Consider the following 16,062-nt stretch of genomic DNA (forward strand, 5'->3'; position numbering starts at 1 on the left):
AAAGGCCACTCCCATCAAGGTTACGTCGCACGGGCGAGCCTGTCGACCCGAGATGCCACCGGCCACGCGCTCCTCAGCGCCTCAGTGCAGCACCTCGTTGCCCCGCCGCCGCTGCCCCGTGGGGAGGTCGTCGATCCTTCCTCCGAAGAACGCGGCGGTGAACAGCGCGAGCAGCGCGATCGCCCCGGTCGCGTAGAGCCCGTAGCCCCACGTGAAGCGGACGGGACGGAGCAGCGTGCTGCCCGGCGTGAACATCAGGCGCATCGCGACGGTGACGAGGGCGATCGCGGCGAGGAAAGCGACGGCCACGCGGGCGCCGCGCATCTTGTGGATCGACCTCCGGGTCAGCGCGAGCGGGATCATCACGAAGAACGCGACCGCCGGGGCCCACATCCAGCCGAGCCGTCGCGCGAGCCCGAAGCCGCTGAGGTCGCGGAGCTCGGGGGCCGTCTCGTGGATCCACGGCGCGAAGAACGCCGCGAGCCCGAGGAGCGCGAGCGCGAGCAGGGCGCCCCGGCCGCGCCCGGCGTAGGTCCACGGGAGCGGTTCCATGTGCGGCGGGAGCGGCTCGTCAGGCTCTTCTTGGAGCGCGTCGTACGAGGGGGGAAGCTTCGCGAGCGCCTCCAGCCGGAGGCCGCAGGCGGGGCAAGTGGACGCCTCTTTCGCCTCGAACATCTCCCGGCAGAAGGGGCAGGCGTGAAGCCCGGTCATCGAGGCGGGAGGATAGCGCACGGCGAACGGCGCGCGCGGCGGACGCTGCGCGGGGCGGGGGCTGCATTCCGGGGTTCCACCAGGGCGGGGCTTAGCCCATAGTTGCGTCCCATGGGCAAGCGTGATCGGCTCTCGGACGATGAGATCGCCGGGTTCGTCGCTGCTCACCCGGGTTGGGTGCGAGCGGGCGAGCAGATCGAGCGGAGCTACTCGTTTCCGGATTACGGGACCGGCGTGGGCTTCGTGATGCAGATCGCCCTCCTGGCCGAGCGGCGCGATCATCACCCGGAGATCGCGCTGTCGTGGGGCAAGGTGCGGGTCGCGTGGTCCACGCATGACGCTGGCGGTCTGACCGCGCTCGACCTGGAGCTGGCCGAGCTGACCGACCGCTTGAGCGCGGGCTGACGCTGCGCGTGGGCAAGGTGCTGGGGATGCTCCCGAGCGAGCTGCTGCAACGTCTGGATCTGGGGCTGGAGGGGGACCTGCCGCACCTCGAGGAGGCGCTGACGCATCCGAGCTTCTCGAACGAGCAGCGAGGAGGCCGGCGCGTGGACAACCAGCGCCTCGAGTTCCTGGGGGACGCCGTGCTCGGCCTGTGCGTGACGGAGCTCCTCATGGAGCGCTTTCCAGGCGCGAGGGAGGGGGAGCTCTCGATGATGCGCTCGGCCCTGGTCAACACGGACGCGCTGGCGGCGTGGGCGCGAGGGATCGAGCTCGGCGCTGCGCTCCGGGTCGGGCGCGGCGCGGAGGTCGCTGGGGAGCGCGACCAGACGAACGTGCTCGCCGATGCCACCGAGGCGCTCGTCGCGGCCCTGTACCTCGATCGCGGCTTCGAGAGCGCGCGGGCGCTGAGCCGGAAGATCGCCGCGAGCCCGCTCGCGCAGCTCGCGAGCGGCAGCCTGCTCGGGCGTGACGCGAAGAGCGAGCTGCAGGAGCGCGTGCAGGCGCGCGGCGCTGCGTCGCCGCGCTACCGCCTGATGGGCACGGAGGGGCCCGACCACGACCGCGCGTTCCTCGTCGCCGTCGAGGTCGACGGCCAGGTCATCGGTACCGGCCGGGGCCGGTCGAAGAAGCTTGCGGAGCAGGCGGCCGCGCGCGCCGCGCTCCTCTCCTGCGCCGCGCCGGAGCCCGCGGCCGCCGCATCCGATGGACGGGCAGCCGCCGAGGCCCTGCAAGGTGCGCCCGAGGGCAGGGGGGGCCCGCCATCCGGCGAGGCGTCCTCCGAGCGAACCGTGAACGACCGAGGACCCAGTCGATGATCCGTCACCTGATGCTTGCTTTCACCTTCGCGCTCTGCTCGCTCTTCGTCGCGCTGCCGGCCTGGGCCGGGAGCTACCTGGACAGGGCGAGCCTGCTGCTCGACGAGGCGCGCAGGGAGGGCGACATGCTCCTGCCGCGGACCCATGACAAGGAGCTCGTCATGGTGGTGCATGCGCTCGCGGAAGCGCGCGCCCTGGTGGCGCGCAAGATGGAGTGCCCTAGCTCCGTCTCCAAGGCGCACCCGCACCTCCTACTCGTGCTCGAGAACAGCGAGCGCGCTGCCGACGCGGCGGCTCAGGGCAACTTCAAGAAGTTCATGGAGCACCTCACCGTGGCGCGGAACGAGGACCGCGCATTCCGTGCGCTCCTCGCCGAGCTCGGCTACGCGCTGCCCGATCTGAGCTCGAAGCGCTGAGGAGCGCAGCGAGCCGCGTCCGCTCGAAGCGGGTCTGCGCCGGGAGCCCGCGGCGAGCGTCCCCGGCGAAGCGGGTCTCAGAACATCGCGCCGAGATCGATCCCGAGGGTCCACTGCGACCCGAGCCCGGCGAACTTGTTCTCGCCGTCGATCTCGTTCGCCGCGCCCTGGTTCGCGTCCTCGGGGCTCACGATGTCGGTGATGAAGTGCGCGCCGAGCTTGACCATCTGGAACCGCAGCTGCGCGCCGAAATGGAGCCGGTGGCGGTTCATGCGCACGGCGTCGAACACCACGGTGTTGTTGAAGTCGGCCTGGGAGCCGCCCTCGCACACCGGCTGGCCGTCGTGGGGGAGCGGGTTGCCGTCCTGACCCTGCACCGGGTTGACAGGCGAGTTCGCTCCTCGGAAGTTGCAGAAGTTCACGGCGTCGGTGTTCGGGGTGAGATCGATGAGCCCCGAGTCTCCGAAGATCCGGAGCCACTGGTAGCCGGCGTAGGGGGTGATCACGACCGTGCCGGCGATCGGCAGGGGCTTCGAGATCACTGCGTCGGCGCCGGCCACGGTCAGCTGGAACTCCTCGGTCCCGGTGACGCTCCGGACGCTGCCGCCGACGGCGAGCTCCGGGAGGATCGCGGGGAGCCCTCGGCGGAACCCCTCGAACAGCGACCAGCGCACGTCGGCGCCCGCGCTGACGAGGCTTGTGTTGGCGAGGAACCCGACGGCGCCGGTGAGCTCGAACCCGAACGGAAAACCCTTGCGGACCTTGAGGGAGTAGTGCTGCAGGAAGGAGTCCGGGCTCCGGTTCTCGATGGAGAAGTTCTTGCTGGTCGGATCCTGCGGCCCCTGCGTGCCCTGCTTCCAATAATCGGCGTCGCTGTCAATCTTCGTGTAGTTGGCCTCGAGGCCGATCTCGAACCCGCCGTAGCCCGTGGTCCGCGCCGAGTGCATCGCCGAGGGCGCCACCGCGAAGCCGTACTGCGCGATGAGCTTGGCGAACGCAGCGTCGTCGGTCAGGCAGCGTTGATAACGGGAAGCGGGGTTGTAGTAGAGGCCACCCTCCGGCCCTGTGATGCGGCAGGGCACGGCGGCGCCGCCGAGGCTCGGCTCCGGGTCGCGCACGAGCCGCGCGAGCGCCGGATCCATGGCGTCGGCGGCCGCGAGCGAGGACGACGCCACTCCTGCGAGGGCAATAGCCGAAGCGATCCAGCACGATGCGCGCATTCCGTGTCTCCGAGGCGGGAGGCTACGTGTCCGCTCGTACAGCCGTCAAGCGAACAGAGGGGCCTCCGTCCGTTCGGTTCGCGTTTTCCGCGCGACCGCGTGGGCCGGCTATCTGTCGAGGCGGCGCTGGCGAGCCAGGCAGGCCGCGCGCGCGATCCCCCGCTCGGGGGTTGCGGCGCGCGGTCGCGTCGCGGAAAGAGAGGGCGTGCTCAACGATGGTCGCCCCCGGCTCCGTGCGGCGCCGCTCGATCCGCCGTTCCGGATCGTGCTGGTGGAGCCGGAGATCCCGCAGAACACAGGCAACATCGCGCGGCTCGCCGCTGCGACGCAGAGCCCCTTGCATCTGCTCGGGAGGCTGGGGTTCCGCATCGACGAGCGGAGTGTCCGCCGCGCGGGGCTTGACTACTGGCACCTGGTCACGCTCGAGCAGCAGCTCGACATCGCCCACTTTCGCCACCATCACCCGAACGCTCGGCTCCGCCTCTTCAGCGCGGTGGCTCCGCGGAGCTACCTCGACGCGGACTTCCGGCCAGGCGACGCGCTGGTGTTCGGCAAGGAGAGCGTGGGCCTCGACCCCGAGCTCCTCGCACGGATGCCGGACGACGTCTTCGGCATTCCCACGCTGGGTCCCGTGCGCTCCCTCAACCTCGCCAACGCGGTCTCCATCGTCCTGTACGAGGCGCTCCGCCAAGTGGGCGCGCTCGCCAGCGCCGCTCCGGGGTGACGGCGCGTGCGCGTAGGCGCGCGCAACCTCCGGCAAGAGCGCGCTCCGCCGCGGCGTCACCCAGGGGCCGGCGGCCGCGCGCCGTGGACGTCGGCGACGCGTCGTTCTAAAGAGAGGGCCGCATGGTCATGCACCGGCAACCCGCACGACAGGGCGCCCGACGGCCGGCCGCGCGCCTCGTCGGGGCCGGCGTGGCGGTCGCGCTCTCGGTCGTGGCGCTCGCCTCCGCCGGATGCAGCAGGCGGCCTCCGAGCGGCACGCCCGACGGCGCCGTCCGGGAGCTGGTCGCTCGCCTGCGCCAGCTGCACGGCGACCCGGCTGACGCCAAGGCCGCCTTCGAGCTCCTGTCGCGCCGCGCTCGAGACAACCTCGCGTCGCGCGCGCAGCGCTACAGCGCCGCGACCGGAAAGGCGATCGCGCCCGAGGCGATGATCACGCCGTCCCGCTTCCTCTTGCGCTTCGAGCCGCAGCGCTACACCGCCCAGATCGCCGGCGCCCACGCCCTCGTGGACATCGCCGGCCTGCTCCCGGGAGAGCGCGTCCAGGTGCCCTGCGTCTACGAGGACGCGGGGTGGCGCGTCGATGTGGCGCTGCCCCCGCTCCCGCCCGTGCAGAAGCGACCGGGCAGCGATCTCTGAACGCGCCCGGACCGATGGCGCACGGAATTTCCGGCCCACAAAAGCCCGGAGGCCGGCAGTGCCGGCCTCCATCGGCAGCGGCCGCAAGGCCGCTAACCATCAGGTAACGCCTTAGTTGGCGAGAAAGATCGCCTCGATCTCGGTCTTCACCTGCTCTTCCGTCTGACCTCGGGCGATCGCGATCTCCTTCACGATCAGCGTCCGGGCGGTGTCGAGCATGCGGCGCTCACCGAACGAGAGCTGCTTGTCCGTCTTCAAGCGATAGAGGTCGCGTAGCACCTCGGCGACATCGTAAATAGAACCCGTCTTGATCTTGTCCATGAAGCCGCGGTACCGACGGTTCCAGGTCTGGTTGTCGAACGCGATGGTACGCTCGCGGAGGATGTCGAAAATTTCCCGAATTTCCTGTTCAGAGATGACCTGGCGAAGGCCGACCGCGCTCGCGTTGCTGACTGGAACCATGATCTTTCGATCCGTGTCCAAGATGCGGAGAACATAGAATCGCTGACGGTTGCCAGCGATGTCCTTCTCCTCGATGTTGACCACCTCGGCCACGCCTTGGGCCGGGTAGACGGCTTTGTCGCCCACCTTGAACTGGATCTCCGAACGAGCCTGCATATCGTCTCCTTTGCCTTCCACCCCGCCGTCCTTTTAGTTTTTCGTCTGCCTCCCGAAATCCCTTCGAGGGGCGTACGCTGCACATGCGGTTGAACCTGGACCCGCAGAACCGACACACACCGTCGCGCATTCCGAGAAAAATTCCGAGAAAAGAGCCATGAGCCGCCGCTCGAGACCGCTGTGCGAGAAGCAGGAACGCGAGCACCCTCCATGACCCGCGAGAGGTCGGTGCTCTGGCGTGCACGGCGGAATCTTGACAAGCGGCGGTGGAAGCGGACGGTTGCGGGCGGAAGGGATTGAGGTTGGGGGAACGGCCCTCTTGAAAAAGGGCCGGTTTGCGCCAGGCGCGCGCACTCTAGTGAGCCGGCCGAGATAGGTCAACGAAAATCCCCGTGGGTGCGCCATCGTGGCGTGATCACTCTGGTTTTTCCTTGGGGTCGGGCGGGGTGACAGTGTATGCCGATGGATGCATCGGCGTGGGGGCGCGCCAGCTCACCCGCCTAGTTTAGGGCAGAGCGGGCCTCTCCGGGAGAGGTGGCGGACCTGACGTGGGTGAGATGACTCGAAAATGTGACGGACGCGACGGACCTCGGGCATTGCGTCCGTCCGGCCTTCAAACGAGCCGGGGTGCTCAGGCGGCGCTGAGGCGTTCGGCGAGCCCCCAGCGGACGCCGCGATCCGAAGCGACGAGATCGACAGGAGCTCCGGCGAGCCGCGAGGCCCACGCGAGGATCTCCTCGATGAGCACGCTGCCCGCCACGATGACGTCCGCGCGCGCTGGATCCAGCGCGCGCAGCTGCCTGCGCGCGGCGAGCGGCAGGGAAGCGAGGCGGGACGTGACGTCCACGATCTCTGCCCCGGATACCCGCGCGCCATGCACGCGGGCGCCGTCGTAGGGGGACACGTCGCGCACGAGCGCGGCGAGGGTCGTCACCGTGCCCGCGACGCCGACCAGGGTGGGCGCCGCGAGCTGGGGCACGGCTGGAAGCGTCGCCAGCGCCGCCCGGACGTCGGCGCGGACAGCCTCGAGGTCCGCGGCGGCCGGCGGATCCGTGCGCACGTGACGCTCGGTCAGGCGGACGCTCCCCACGTCGAGGCTCACCGCCTGCTCCACCGCGCCGCCGGCGCTGCCGACGATGATTTCCGTGCTGCCGCCGCCCACGTCGACCACGATCGTGGGACCGCGGGCCGGCAGGTCGAGCCCCGTCAGCGCGCCGGCGTACGTGAGCTCCGCCTCCTCCGGCCCGGAGATCACGCGCGGCGCGACGCCGATGAGCTCGCGGGCGCGGGCGATGAACGCCTCGCCGCCGGCGGCGTCGCGCATCGCGCTGGTGCCGACGGCGTCCACACGCTCGACCCCCCGGGACCGGAGCTCCTCCCCGTAGCTGGCGAGGCAGGCGAGCGTGCGCTCCACGGCCTCGGGCGCGAGCGCGCGCGCCGCGTCGACCCCCTGGCCGAGCCGGGTGATGGTCGCGCGCTCGACGAGCGCGACGAGCTCACCCCCGCGGCGCTCGGCGACGAGCAGGAGGACCGAGTTCGTGCCGATGTCGATGGCCGCGACGCTCATGCCCCGAGCCTTACTGGGTGAGCGTCTTCAGGTCGAGCATCTCCTCGACGTTCGGCAGCACCACGAGCTCGCAGCGCCGGTTGGCCTGCTTGTTCTCCGGGGTGTCGTTGGGCTTCACCGGGTCGGTGTCACCGTAGCCGGAGGCGCTCCACCGCTCGGGCTTGAGGCCGCCGCCGGCCTTGTCCTCGGGCTGGAGCAGGAACGCCAGCACCTCGCGGGCGCGCATCACGCTGAGCCCCCAGTTGTCCTTGAAGCGGCCGCCGGCGAGCGGCGCGTTGTCCGTATGCCCGGCGACCTGGAAGGAGCGCGCCGACAGGCCGGAGTCGTTGCGGATGACCTCGGCCACCTTGAGCAGGATCTCCTGACCCTCCTTCTTGAGCGTCTCCCGTCCCGAGTCGAAGAGGACGTCGCCGGGCAGCTGGATGACCATCCGGTTGTTGCGGACGGTCACGCTGAGCCCGAGCTTGGTGAGGGCCTGGAGCTTGTCCCGCAGGACCTCGAAGCGCTTCTTGATGTCCTCGAGCTGCTGGGCACGGCGGCGGAAGTCCTCGAGCGCGCGCGCCTGCTGCTCGAGGTTCGCGTTCAGGTTGGAGATGTCCACGCCTGCTGCCTTGAGCTGGGACTTGAGCTGCTCGATTCGGGCCGCCGCCTCGTCGAGCTCGCTCTTGGCCTTCTTGTTCTGCGCCTGCTCGGCGCTCAGCTGGGTCTTCAGGCCCTCGATCTCGCGGATCTTCGCCTGCATCTCCTCCTCCGAGTAGCCGCACCCGAGCGCCCCCGAGCCCGCAAGGAGCGTTGCGCCAAGCAACAACCACGACGTCGAGCGACGAACCAACATACCTTTCCTCCTAGAGCAGCCTAGAGCAGCGCGGCGCTCGGCCATGAGGGGCGCCGCGCAGGCGGCGCGACCGTAGCGAGGCGAATGGCGCCGCACAAGGCTCTCTAGAGCCTGCGCAACGCTGGAGCTCCGTGCGACCATGAGCGCTCCGGCGCCGTTTGCGGCGCCGTGCAGGCGCGCGATCGCCAGGAAGGAGCGCAAAGGGCCAAGACAGACATTCTGCCAGCTGTCAAGAAAAATCAGTCGTACGGTTCGGTCTGGTTGCTTTCACCACGGCCTGCTCCGACGTTTACCCTCGCAACGCTTGCGGACCAGTTTGCCTGGAACACACGGGATACATCAGTTTAGGGCCCGCAAGATTTTCCTTGACCATCACCATGCGTGGCAATATACGTCGTGCAACATCTGTTGCCTCGGTAAGGAAACTGTAGCGGAGAGGACGTTCTGCGATGTCCGCCGTGCCGTGCCGGGGCGAATGCAGGAGGATTTCCAATGGCTGCTAAGAAGACCGCGAAGAAGCCTGCGAAGAAGGTGACGAAGTCGGCCAAGAAGCCGGCCGCCGCGAAGGCCGGTAAGGTCGCGAAGAAGCCGGCGCGGAAGGCAGCGAAGAAGGCCGCCCCGAAGCGCGCCGCCGCCAAGAAGACCCCGAAGCGCGCCGCCGCCAAGAAGCCGGCCGCGAAGAAGGCCGCTCCGAAGCGCAAGGCGAAGGCCGCCGGCAAGCGGGCGGCTGCGCCGAAGAAGGCGGCCGCTCCTCGAGGACGCGCCGCCGCCAAGCGCGCGCCGGCCAAGGGCGCGAGCACCCGCGGCGCGCGCAAGAGCACGCCGGCTCCTGCTCCTGCGAGCACCGGCCCGTCCGACGAGTCGGAATAAGGCGACACGGGAGCGCCTCGGTTCTTCCAACAGAACGAGGCGCAGCGAGCCGACCCGCCGGTTGCGACCAGATAATCCGCCTTACAAGACCATCGGGGGGTGAGGACGCCGCGGATCCGGACGCGTGGGTCCAGGCCGGAGGCGCGTGCGGGTGGACGATGTCCCCGCGGCGGTGCCGTCGCCTGCGGCCGAGGTGGCCGGCATCGACGTGCGGCGCTCTGCGCCCGTTTACCGGGGTGCCTGAGCGGCGGGTGGGGCGCGTGCGCCCCGCTCAGCGACGGCGGACTGGGAGGGGGGCTTCCAGGATCTGCGAGTGGCGCTCGTGCCCCCGGCGCGCTCTGAGGATGCGGCGGCGCGGCCCGCGAGGGGCGCTCAGGTGCGCTCGCCGAGGTAGAGCCGGAGAGCGCGCGCGGCGCCCTTGCGATCGAACGGGACGCCAGCGAGGTCCTCGCGCTTCGAGATCTGCTCGAACAACTTCATCAGGAACTCGAAGAACGCCTCGCACTCGCGGATGGCGGCGTCGAGCCGCTGCGGATCGAGGAGGTCGCTCTCCTCGAGCGCCGTCATCGCGGAGACGAACGCGTCGACGTGGGGGTAGTCGCCCACCCGGAGCAGCGGGTAGCCCATCGCCCGGAAATACGAGAGAAACTCGCGCACGAACGCGAAGCTCGCGATGCCGGTCCATCGATCGGGCGCCGGGCCGGTGTGGCGCGCCTTGCTCGCGAACGCCCGCGCGATCTGGGCGAACATCCACACGTCGCGTCGGAGGCGATCGCTCGTCGCGCGCCGCGCAGCCTGATCGTCGAAGACGCGGCCCTCCTCGAGCTTCGCGCCGAGCGACCTGCCGAGGAACAGGATCGCGTTCTGCAGCGCGGGGCGGAGGCCGTGCGAGACGGCGCGGAGGCGGACCCGATACTCGGACTCGCTCACCAGCGCGTCGGCGGGCGGGAGGTCGTGCTCGAAGGCGCGGCGCATCTCGAGCCGCAGGTTCGCGGCGAGCCCGGTCAGCGCGGCCTTCGTGGAGAGGAGGCGGTGCCCCTCGGCGGCGAGCTCGTCGTGGCGCGCGACGATGTCGCTCGCGGGCACGCGCAGCAGATCGCGCTCGAAGCTGTCCGCGAGCAGCGCGCCCGCCCGGCGCCGGAGGTAGTTCGAGAGCGCGCGAGCGTCGCTGCGCAGGACCGCGAGCACGAGGTACCCGCGCCCCGCCACGCGGTGATCCGAGTGATCGAGCGCGATGGCGTCGAGCAGGCGGAGGTACCTGAGCATCCTGAACAGCGCGAGGAACGTGAGCGCCACGAGCCGGTGCGCCTGCTCGCCGGGCACGCGGTGGATGAGCTCGAGCACCTGCGTCGACGGGATGCGATCGAACTCCGGGCGAAACTCGAGCGCGTGGAGCGGGTTGAAGAACGTGCTCTGGGCGATCTCGCGCATCGCCGTCGCGAGGTGGGCGTAGAAGAGCCTGAAGCTGACCCTCGGCAGCCGGAGCAGCCCGCCCGCGACCTCGATGAGGTTCGTGAAGCCGTGCCGAAGCACGAAGAGGCTCGACTCCGGCGACTCCTGCGCCATCGTCGCGTGGAGGAGGCGCGTGCGCGCCGTGTCCTCCGGGAGCACCGTCTCCAGGTAGCGCTGGAAGACGAAGGCGCGATCACGATCGCCGAGCATGGTGCGCGTCAGCTGGACCACGCGCGCCATGCCGTCGCGGGCGTGCTGGAGGTGCTCGCGGAAATCGTGGCTGACGATCGTTTGGCGCCGCCCGGCGCCCGGGTGGTTCCGCGGGTTCGCGAAGCAGGCGACGCCCTTCAGGAGGATCTCGAGCTCGAAGAGCGTCTCGTCCTTCTTGTCGGCCGCGAGGCGCGCGAACCACGCCTCGCGCGCTTGCTGCTGCTCCCGCCTCAGGCCGCGCGTGTCGCGGAGCAGCTCGGCGTAGGCGTTGCGGCCGGGGTGGCCCGAGCCGCGCAGGATCCCCGAAGCGTCGCTCGACACTGACGTGCTCCTCGCAGGCGGCGCGCTGCTAGTAGTTGCGTCGCTTGAAGTCGAAGGGGTAGGTCAGCACGGTCTCCTTGCCGCTCGGCGAGCGCGCCCAGGTGATCGACCTCGCGAGCTCCTCCATGCAGGACTCGACCTGCGGCGCCGTTACGTCGCTCTTGTCGCGCACGATGCTCGCCTCCTCGAACGTCCCGTCGGGCTTCAGCTTGAGCTGCCACGTGATCCTGCCCTGCGCGCCCGGGTGCTTGCGGGCGTAGAGATCGAAGCAGCAGCGGAAGCCGTCGCGCCTCGCCTTGATCGCGTCGACGAGCGGCTGCAGGCGATCGCTCGATCCGGCGTCGGCGGAGGTCGTCGCGTTGTTCATCACGACCCCGCCGTCCGGCGGATCGTTCGTGATCTCGGAGGCGATGACCTTGCAGTCCTCGACGGTCTCGGGGGCCTTCTTGCGGCTCGCTGGCCGGTCCGGCTGCGCGGGCGCGGCGGCGCCCGGGTCCGCGGCACCAGCGGCCGTGGCGCCCGGGTCCGCGACGCCAGGGGACGTCGGCTGCGAGGCAGGCGGCGGTGAAGGCGGCAGCGAAGGCAGCGGCGCGCTGTCAGGCGGCGAAGGCGGCGGCGCGGCGCCGCTCGAGCAGGCCGCGAACAGGGCCGCGGCGAGGAGGACTCCGGTGAACACGGCGCTGGCGGTGGCGCAGGGACGCATGGCGCGCATACTAAACGGTTCGGCTGAGCGGAGGCGAGGCGCCTTGCGTTTTTCTCCCCTCGCACCGGCAATCCGAGCTCTCCTCAGACGGCCGTCTTGAAGATCCCGCTGTGCCTCATCGCGGCCGCCGCCGTCGCCGCCCTCGCGCCGGCAGGCTGCGATCCCATCGCGGAGCCGCAGCTGTGCGGCCAGATCCCCCAGGGAGGGTGCCCGGTCGGCCGGGGGGGCACCTGCGACGATGCCGCGTGTCGTGCGCTCTACGACTGCCTCGAGGGGGTCTGGACGGAGGCCACGCGCTGCGATTCCGCCGGTGAGCCTGCCGGGGACAGGGATGCGGGCGCGGGTGGCGGCCCCGACGCGTGCGAGGTCGTGACGCTCGATCGCAGCGGCGAGGCCGCGGGCTGCTCGCCCGCCCTGCAGCAGCCGGACTGCCCGGCGGATGCCGCGGAGACCTGCGTGGATACCGCGTGCTGGACCGGCTGCATCGACTTCTTCCTCTGCACCGAGGAGGGGTGGAGAGCGATCGCCTACTGCGACGACCAAGGGCGAGTGACCGTGGCGCCGTGAACGATCGGCTCGCCGGCGCCTGCCTTCGGCGCCGAGGAGAGACCTACGGGGAGCCCGTCAGCCGGCCCTGAGGAAGGGGCTCCACTCGTCGAACGAATGCGGCAAGCCGATCAGGATCTGCATCGTCGCGGACCACCGCGGCGGCAGAGGCTGGCGGATGAGCCGCATGCTGGCCTCGTCCGGCGTGCGCCAGCCCTTGCGGAGGTTGCACGTGCGGCACGCGGTCACGAGGTTCTCCCAGGTGTCCTCGCCGCCGCGCGACCGGGGGAGCACGTGGTCGATGTTGAGATCACGGACGGGCGGGCGGCGGGCACAATATTGGCACTGGTGCGTGTCGCGGAGCATCACGTTCTTCCGCGTCAGCCGGATCGTCGGGCGCCGCATGCGGTCGTACCGGCGGAGGTGGAGGACGCGCGGCACGCGGAGCGAGCCGCCGACCACGGGGAGGCCGTCGTCCTTCTCGCGCACCGGCAAGCTCCGCCACGCCGAGAAATCGTGGAGATCGCCGACCTCGTCGACGGCGAGGGCGGCCCCGCCGAAGAGCAGCAGGAAAGCGCGACGCGCGGTCGTGATCTGCACAGGTTGGAAGAAGCGGTTCACCACGAGGACCGGGAGATCGAGCGGCTCGGTCCTACGCTCGCAGCGGAACCCCGAGAAACCGTCGCCGAGATCGAGCTCTTCGTGAGGAGAGCCCCCCGGGACTGTAGCTACCCCGTCCGGCACGCTGGGCAGTGTAGCAACGAAAGCTCCGGTGAACATCCGGCGCTGCACGGCGGCGTTTCTGCTGGATCTCTGCCATTGCCGTGCGGCGGATCCGGCGCGACGCCGCGCCCTGCGCCGTCAGGGCATCGCCTCGGACCCCCCGCGCCCGCCCTGTCGAAGCTCGGGCTGCGCGCCGGAGCCCGGACGTCACGGGCCGGGCGCGCCGCGCTCGACGCTCCGCGCGGAGCGCTTTCGATCGGGCGCCGTATTCGCTAAGACGCGTCCATGTCGAGGGACGGTCGTCTCCTGGGTCGAGCCGCCGTGGTGGGGAAGCAGGTCGGATGACGGAGCAGCGCGAAGGGGTGGGGCCCGAGCGGGCGACCGGCGCGGAGCCCCTTGCCGGCTCGCCCTGGGATGATCCGATCGAGAGCGCGCCGCTCGTGTTCCTCGATCTCGAGATGACGGGCCTCCGCCCCGAGAGCGATCGCGTGATCGAGGTCTGCGCCGAGCGGACGCGGGGGGATGCGTGCGAGGACGCGATCACGTCGCTCGTGCGGCCCGAGCCGGGCGTGTTCGGCAACGCGCACGTGCACGGCATCGATCCGCGGGAGCTCGCGGGCGCGCCCACGTTCGCCGAGCTCTGCGATCGCATCGACCAGGTCACGGAGGGCGCGGTGCTCGTCGCGCACGCGGCCGCATGGGACGTGGCGTTCCTCGAGGCCGAGTTTGCGCGGGCGGGCAGGGCGAGGCGCCTCCCGTACTACCTCGACACGCTCGTCCTCTCCCGCCGGGCCTTCGCCCTGCCGAGCCACAGCCTCGCCTCCCTCTGCAGGGAGCTCGGCGTGCACCGCGAGCGCGCTCACCGCGCCGAAGACGACGTCCATGCCCTGCGCGCCGTGTTCCGCAAGATCGTGGAGGTCCTCGCGCCGCGGACGCCGCGCGACCTGTGGCACGTCCGGATCGGCGAGCGCCACGCCCGCCCGGCGCTGGTGGCAGCGGCGGTGCGCGCGGCCGAGCATGCCGCCATCGTGCGCGTGAGGTACCGTCCGGCGCGCCGGGGGCCGGAGGAGCTCGTCGTGTGCGTAACGGGGGTGCGAACGGACCTCGACCCACCCCGGGTTCTCGGCTATCTGCTCCCGTCGCGCAGCCGTCGCGAGCTACGGGCCGATCGCATCCTGGCGATCGAGCCGATTTCGCCGGGAGAGCTCGGGCCGGACGGTGTGCCGCAAAGGGCCTGAGATCCACGTGCGAATCCACTCGAACCGAACCTCGCCGACGAGAAGCTCCCTCGCCGTCCGCCTCGGCGGCCTCCTGACCGCGACCTTCCTCGCCTCGTGCTCGAGCATGATCGGCCCGGAGTCCGCCCGCCCGCCGGCGGCCGAGAAATGGCTCGCCCGCGCTCGACAGGAGTTCCAGTCCGCGGACGTCGAGAACGCGCGCGATGCGGTCTCGAGGGCGCTGACGATCGTCCCGACCGACACCGAGGCCCGGCTGCTCGCGGGGCGCATCGCGCTGGCCCGGCTCGATTACGCCGAGTCGCTGCGCCTCCTCAAGGGCGTCGCCGGCTCCGAGGCCGCGGGGCTCCGCGGGCGCGCGCTCTGGTACAAGGGCGATCTCGACGCCGCCGCCGACGAGCTCGAGGCGATGCTCGACGATCCCGATGTCGTCGACGAGTGGGCGAAGTCGATCGCCAAGCTGGCGCGGCGCGGCGCGGGGCGCGCGCCGTTCACTGTCTCGGGCGCGCTCCTCGCGGCGATCGAGATGCAGCACGTCAGCCCCGCGGCCCCGTTCTTCGTCGTCCCGCTCGAGATCGACGGCGAGTCGGCGCTCGCGATGGTGTCGACCGGCACGGGCGAGGTGGTCCTCGACAGCAGCACGCGCAAGGAGCCGAGCTGGGTGTCCCTCCGCTTCGGCAAGAAGCTCGAGATCAACGACGTGCCCGCCCTCACGCAGGACCTGTCGGGCGTCTCGAAGCAGATCGGCGCGCCGGTCAAGGCGCTGCTCGGGGTGAACCTGCTCCGCCGCCTCAACGCGACCATCGACTACAGCGGCTGGCAGTTCGTCGTGCGCAGCTTCTCCCCGCCGGCGCCGCCCGACGCGACGCGCGTCGACGTCGCCTTCATCAAGGGCGGCGGCATGGTGCTGCGGAGCAGCCTCGGCCCCGACAAGTCGGTGCAGGGGCCGCTGCTCATCGACACGTCGATGACGTTCCCGATCGCGCTCGACAAGGAAGGCTGGAAGAAGGCCGGCTTCGAGGCCGATGGGCTGAAGCGGGTCGAGCAGGATCCGGAGCAGAAGCTGAAGCAGGGCGTCGTGCCGATGCTGCGGCTGGGCGCGCTGGAGATCCCCAAGGTCCCGGGCGTGTACGGGGCGCCGCTCCACGCGGTCGAGAAGCAGCTCCAGCTCGATCTGGACGGCGTGATCGGGGCGGGGCTGCTCGCCTACTTCCGTGTCACCTTCGGCGACGGCGGTCGGCTCATGTGGATCGAGGACGACACCGCGGTGAACAAGGTGCTCCGGGGCAGCGCGCCGGCGCCCGTCAACGAAGGGCAGGCTCCCGCCGCGCCGCCAGCAGAGGGCGCCGGTCCAGCAGGCGCGCCCGGCTCACCTGCGCCCCAGGGGCCCGCACTCCAGCCGCCGCTGACCCCCCCCGCGGCCGCTCCGAAGTCGGCTCCGCCTGCGGCCGCTCCGAAGTCGGCGCCGCCCGCGGGCGCTCCCAAGCGGACGCCGGACCAGTGAGCGTGATGTCCAAGGATCTGTTGGCAGTTTACGCGGGGAGCTTCGATCCGATCACGTTCGGTCATCTCGACCTGATCCAGCGGGCGTCCAAGCTGTTCGGTGAGGTGATCATCGCCGTCGGCCGGCATCCGACGAAGCACCCGCTGTTCACGTACTCGGAGCGGCTGGAGCTGCTGCGCCAGACCACGAGCGAGGTGACGAACGCGCGGATCGACTCGTTCGAGGGGCTCCTGATCCAGTACTGCCAGCGCGTCGGCGCGCGGGTGATCGTCCGCGGCCTGCGCGCGGCGACCGACTTCGAGTACGAGCTGCAGATCGCCCACGCGAACGCGGACATGCTCCCCGGCGTCGATACCGTCTTCTTGCCGACGCGCACCCACTACGGCTTCGTCTCCGCGTCGCTCGTGCGCGAGATCGCGAGCCACGGCGGCGATGTCAGCCACTACGCGCCCGCCGCCGTCTGCGACGCGCTCCGGGCGAAGTTCGGCGCCGCGAAACCCTGAGCGCCCG

At 70.8% G+C, this 16,062-nt stretch carries 18 protein-coding genes; 10 read left to right on the forward strand and 8 right to left on the reverse strand.

The features are described 5' to 3' along the window. Nucleotides 1-81: 81 nt before the first annotated feature. Nucleotides 82-711 (reverse strand): hypothetical protein, encoded by a 630-nt coding sequence (locus WMF11_RS09565; protein WP_437551186.1) that lies wholly within the window; start codon nt 709-711, stop codon nt 82-84. Nucleotides 712-822: 111 nt separating this feature from the next. Here WMF11_RS09565 and WMF11_RS09570 point away from each other — a divergent pair, with 111 nt between their 5' ends. Genes WMF11_RS09570 through WMF11_RS09580 form a run of 3 tightly spaced genes read left to right on the forward strand, consistent with a single transcriptional unit; the run spans nt 823 to nt 2,386 of the window. Continuing rightward, entirely contained in the window at nt 823-1,116 is a 294-nt protein-coding gene (locus WMF11_RS09570; protein ID WP_437298751.1) for a 4a-hydroxytetrahydrobiopterin dehydratase, read from the forward strand. Nucleotides 1,117-1,142: 26 nt separating this feature from the next. Then, on the forward strand, nt 1,143-1,970 hold the full coding sequence (gene rnc, locus WMF11_RS09575) for a ribonuclease III (RefSeq protein ID WP_437908116.1): 828 nt from the start codon (nt 1,143-1,145) through the stop codon (nt 1,968-1,970). Continuing rightward, the gene (locus WMF11_RS09580) at nt 1,967-2,386 is read left to right on the forward strand and encodes a hypothetical protein (protein WP_012234335.1); all 420 of its coding nucleotides are present in this window, start codon (nt 1,967-1,969) and stop codon (nt 2,384-2,386) included. The genes rnc and WMF11_RS09580 overlap by 4 nt, the downstream gene beginning before the upstream one ends. A gap of 77 nt (nt 2,387-2,463) precedes the next feature. On the opposite strand, the gene WMF11_RS09585 is transcribed toward WMF11_RS09580, so the two are convergent. Continuing rightward, nucleotides 2,464-3,561 carry a hypothetical protein gene (locus tag WMF11_RS09585; protein ID WP_437908117.1) on the reverse strand — a complete coding sequence of 366 codons (1,098 nt, stop codon included), beginning with the start codon at nt 3,559-3,561 and terminating at the stop codon, nt 2,464-2,466. A 250-nt stretch (nt 3,562-3,811) separates the two neighbouring features. Here WMF11_RS09585 and WMF11_RS09590 point away from each other — a divergent pair, with 250 nt between their 5' ends. Together WMF11_RS09590 and WMF11_RS09595 are read left to right on the forward strand one after the other, a co-directional pair. Further along, entirely contained in the window at nt 3,812-4,330 is a 519-nt protein-coding gene (locus tag WMF11_RS09590) for a tRNA (cytidine(34)-2'-O)-methyltransferase (RefSeq protein WP_044968101.1), read from the forward strand. A 122-nt stretch (nt 4,331-4,452) separates the two neighbouring features. Further along, entirely contained in the window at nt 4,453-4,968 is a 516-nt protein-coding gene (locus tag WMF11_RS09595; RefSeq protein WP_437977246.1) for a hypothetical protein, read from the forward strand. Nucleotides 4,969-5,079: 111 nt separating this feature from the next. Here WMF11_RS09595 and WMF11_RS09600 read toward each other — a convergent pair whose 3' ends face one another. The 3 genes from WMF11_RS09600 to WMF11_RS09610 all read right to left on the reverse strand — a co-directional run bounded on the left by WMF11_RS09600 (nt 5,080) and on the right by WMF11_RS09610 (nt 7,988). Then, nucleotides 5,080-5,586, reverse strand: a complete 507-nt coding sequence (locus WMF11_RS09600; RefSeq protein ID WP_012234339.1) for a CarD family transcriptional regulator — start codon at nt 5,584-5,586, stop codon at nt 5,080-5,082. Nucleotides 5,587-6,217: 631 nt separating this feature from the next. Beyond that, nucleotides 6,218-7,153 carry a Ppx/GppA phosphatase family protein gene (locus WMF11_RS09605; protein ID WP_437977247.1) on the reverse strand — a complete coding sequence of 312 codons (936 nt, stop codon included), beginning with the start codon at nt 7,151-7,153 and terminating at the stop codon, nt 6,218-6,220. Between the two features lie 10 nt (nt 7,154-7,163). After that, nucleotides 7,164-7,988 carry an OmpA family protein gene (locus WMF11_RS09610; protein ID WP_437298758.1) on the reverse strand — a complete coding sequence of 275 codons (825 nt, stop codon included), beginning with the start codon at nt 7,986-7,988 and terminating at the stop codon, nt 7,164-7,166. 492 nt (nt 7,989-8,480) lie between these two features. Between WMF11_RS09610 and WMF11_RS09615 the strand changes: the two genes are divergently transcribed. After that, the gene (locus tag WMF11_RS09615) at nt 8,481-8,858 is read left to right on the forward strand and encodes a hypothetical protein (protein ID WP_012234342.1); all 378 of its coding nucleotides are present in this window, start codon (nt 8,481-8,483) and stop codon (nt 8,856-8,858) included. Between the two features lie 372 nt (nt 8,859-9,230). Here the strand turns inward: WMF11_RS09615 and WMF11_RS09620 are convergent, their stop codons facing one another. Together WMF11_RS09620 and WMF11_RS09625 are read right to left on the reverse strand one after the other, a co-directional pair. Further along, nucleotides 9,231-10,841 (reverse strand): hypothetical protein, encoded by a 1,611-nt coding sequence (locus WMF11_RS09620; protein ID WP_437551195.1) that lies wholly within the window; start codon nt 10,839-10,841, stop codon nt 9,231-9,233. A 28-nt stretch (nt 10,842-10,869) separates the two neighbouring features. Next, nucleotides 10,870-11,544 carry an AgmX/PglI C-terminal domain-containing protein gene (locus WMF11_RS09625; RefSeq protein WP_437977248.1) on the reverse strand — a complete coding sequence of 225 codons (675 nt, stop codon included), beginning with the start codon at nt 11,542-11,544 and terminating at the stop codon, nt 10,870-10,872. A 96-nt stretch (nt 11,545-11,640) separates the two neighbouring features. On the opposite strand from WMF11_RS09625, the gene WMF11_RS09630 reads away from it, so the two are divergent. After that, nucleotides 11,641-12,111, forward strand: coding sequence for a hypothetical protein (locus WMF11_RS09630; RefSeq protein WP_437977249.1), 471 nt, complete (start codon nt 11,641-11,643; stop codon nt 12,109-12,111). 57 nt (nt 12,112-12,168) lie between these two features. Here the strand turns inward: WMF11_RS09630 and WMF11_RS09635 are convergent, their stop codons facing one another. Continuing rightward, nucleotides 12,169-12,870, reverse strand: a complete 702-nt coding sequence (locus WMF11_RS09635) for an HNH endonuclease (RefSeq protein WP_437977250.1) — start codon at nt 12,868-12,870, stop codon at nt 12,169-12,171. Nucleotides 12,871-13,154: 284 nt separating this feature from the next. Here WMF11_RS09635 and WMF11_RS09640 point away from each other — a divergent pair, with 284 nt between their 5' ends. From WMF11_RS09640 to coaD, 3 genes are read left to right on the forward strand one after another with little or no spacing between them, the layout of a single operon-like run. Further along, nucleotides 13,155-14,051: a 3'-5' exonuclease gene (locus WMF11_RS09640; RefSeq protein ID WP_437551203.1), complete on the forward strand. Its 897-nt coding sequence runs from the start codon at nt 13,155-13,157 to the stop codon at nt 14,049-14,051. A 7-nt stretch (nt 14,052-14,058) separates the two neighbouring features. Beyond that, on the forward strand, nt 14,059-15,552 hold the full coding sequence (locus WMF11_RS09645; RefSeq protein WP_437977251.1) for a tetratricopeptide repeat protein: 1,494 nt from the start codon (nt 14,059-14,061) through the stop codon (nt 15,550-15,552). A gap of 5 nt (nt 15,553-15,557) precedes the next feature. After that, nucleotides 15,558-16,055: a pantetheine-phosphate adenylyltransferase gene (coaD, locus tag WMF11_RS09650; protein ID WP_012234349.1), complete on the forward strand. Its 498-nt coding sequence runs from the start codon at nt 15,558-15,560 to the stop codon at nt 16,053-16,055. Nucleotides 16,056-16,062 lie beyond the last annotated feature (7 nt).

Source organism: Sorangium sp. So ce295 (assembly GCF_051527405.1).
In the GTDB taxonomy this organism is placed as follows: domain Bacteria; phylum Myxococcota_A; class Polyangia; order Polyangiales; family Polyangiaceae; genus Sorangium; species Sorangium cellulosum_B.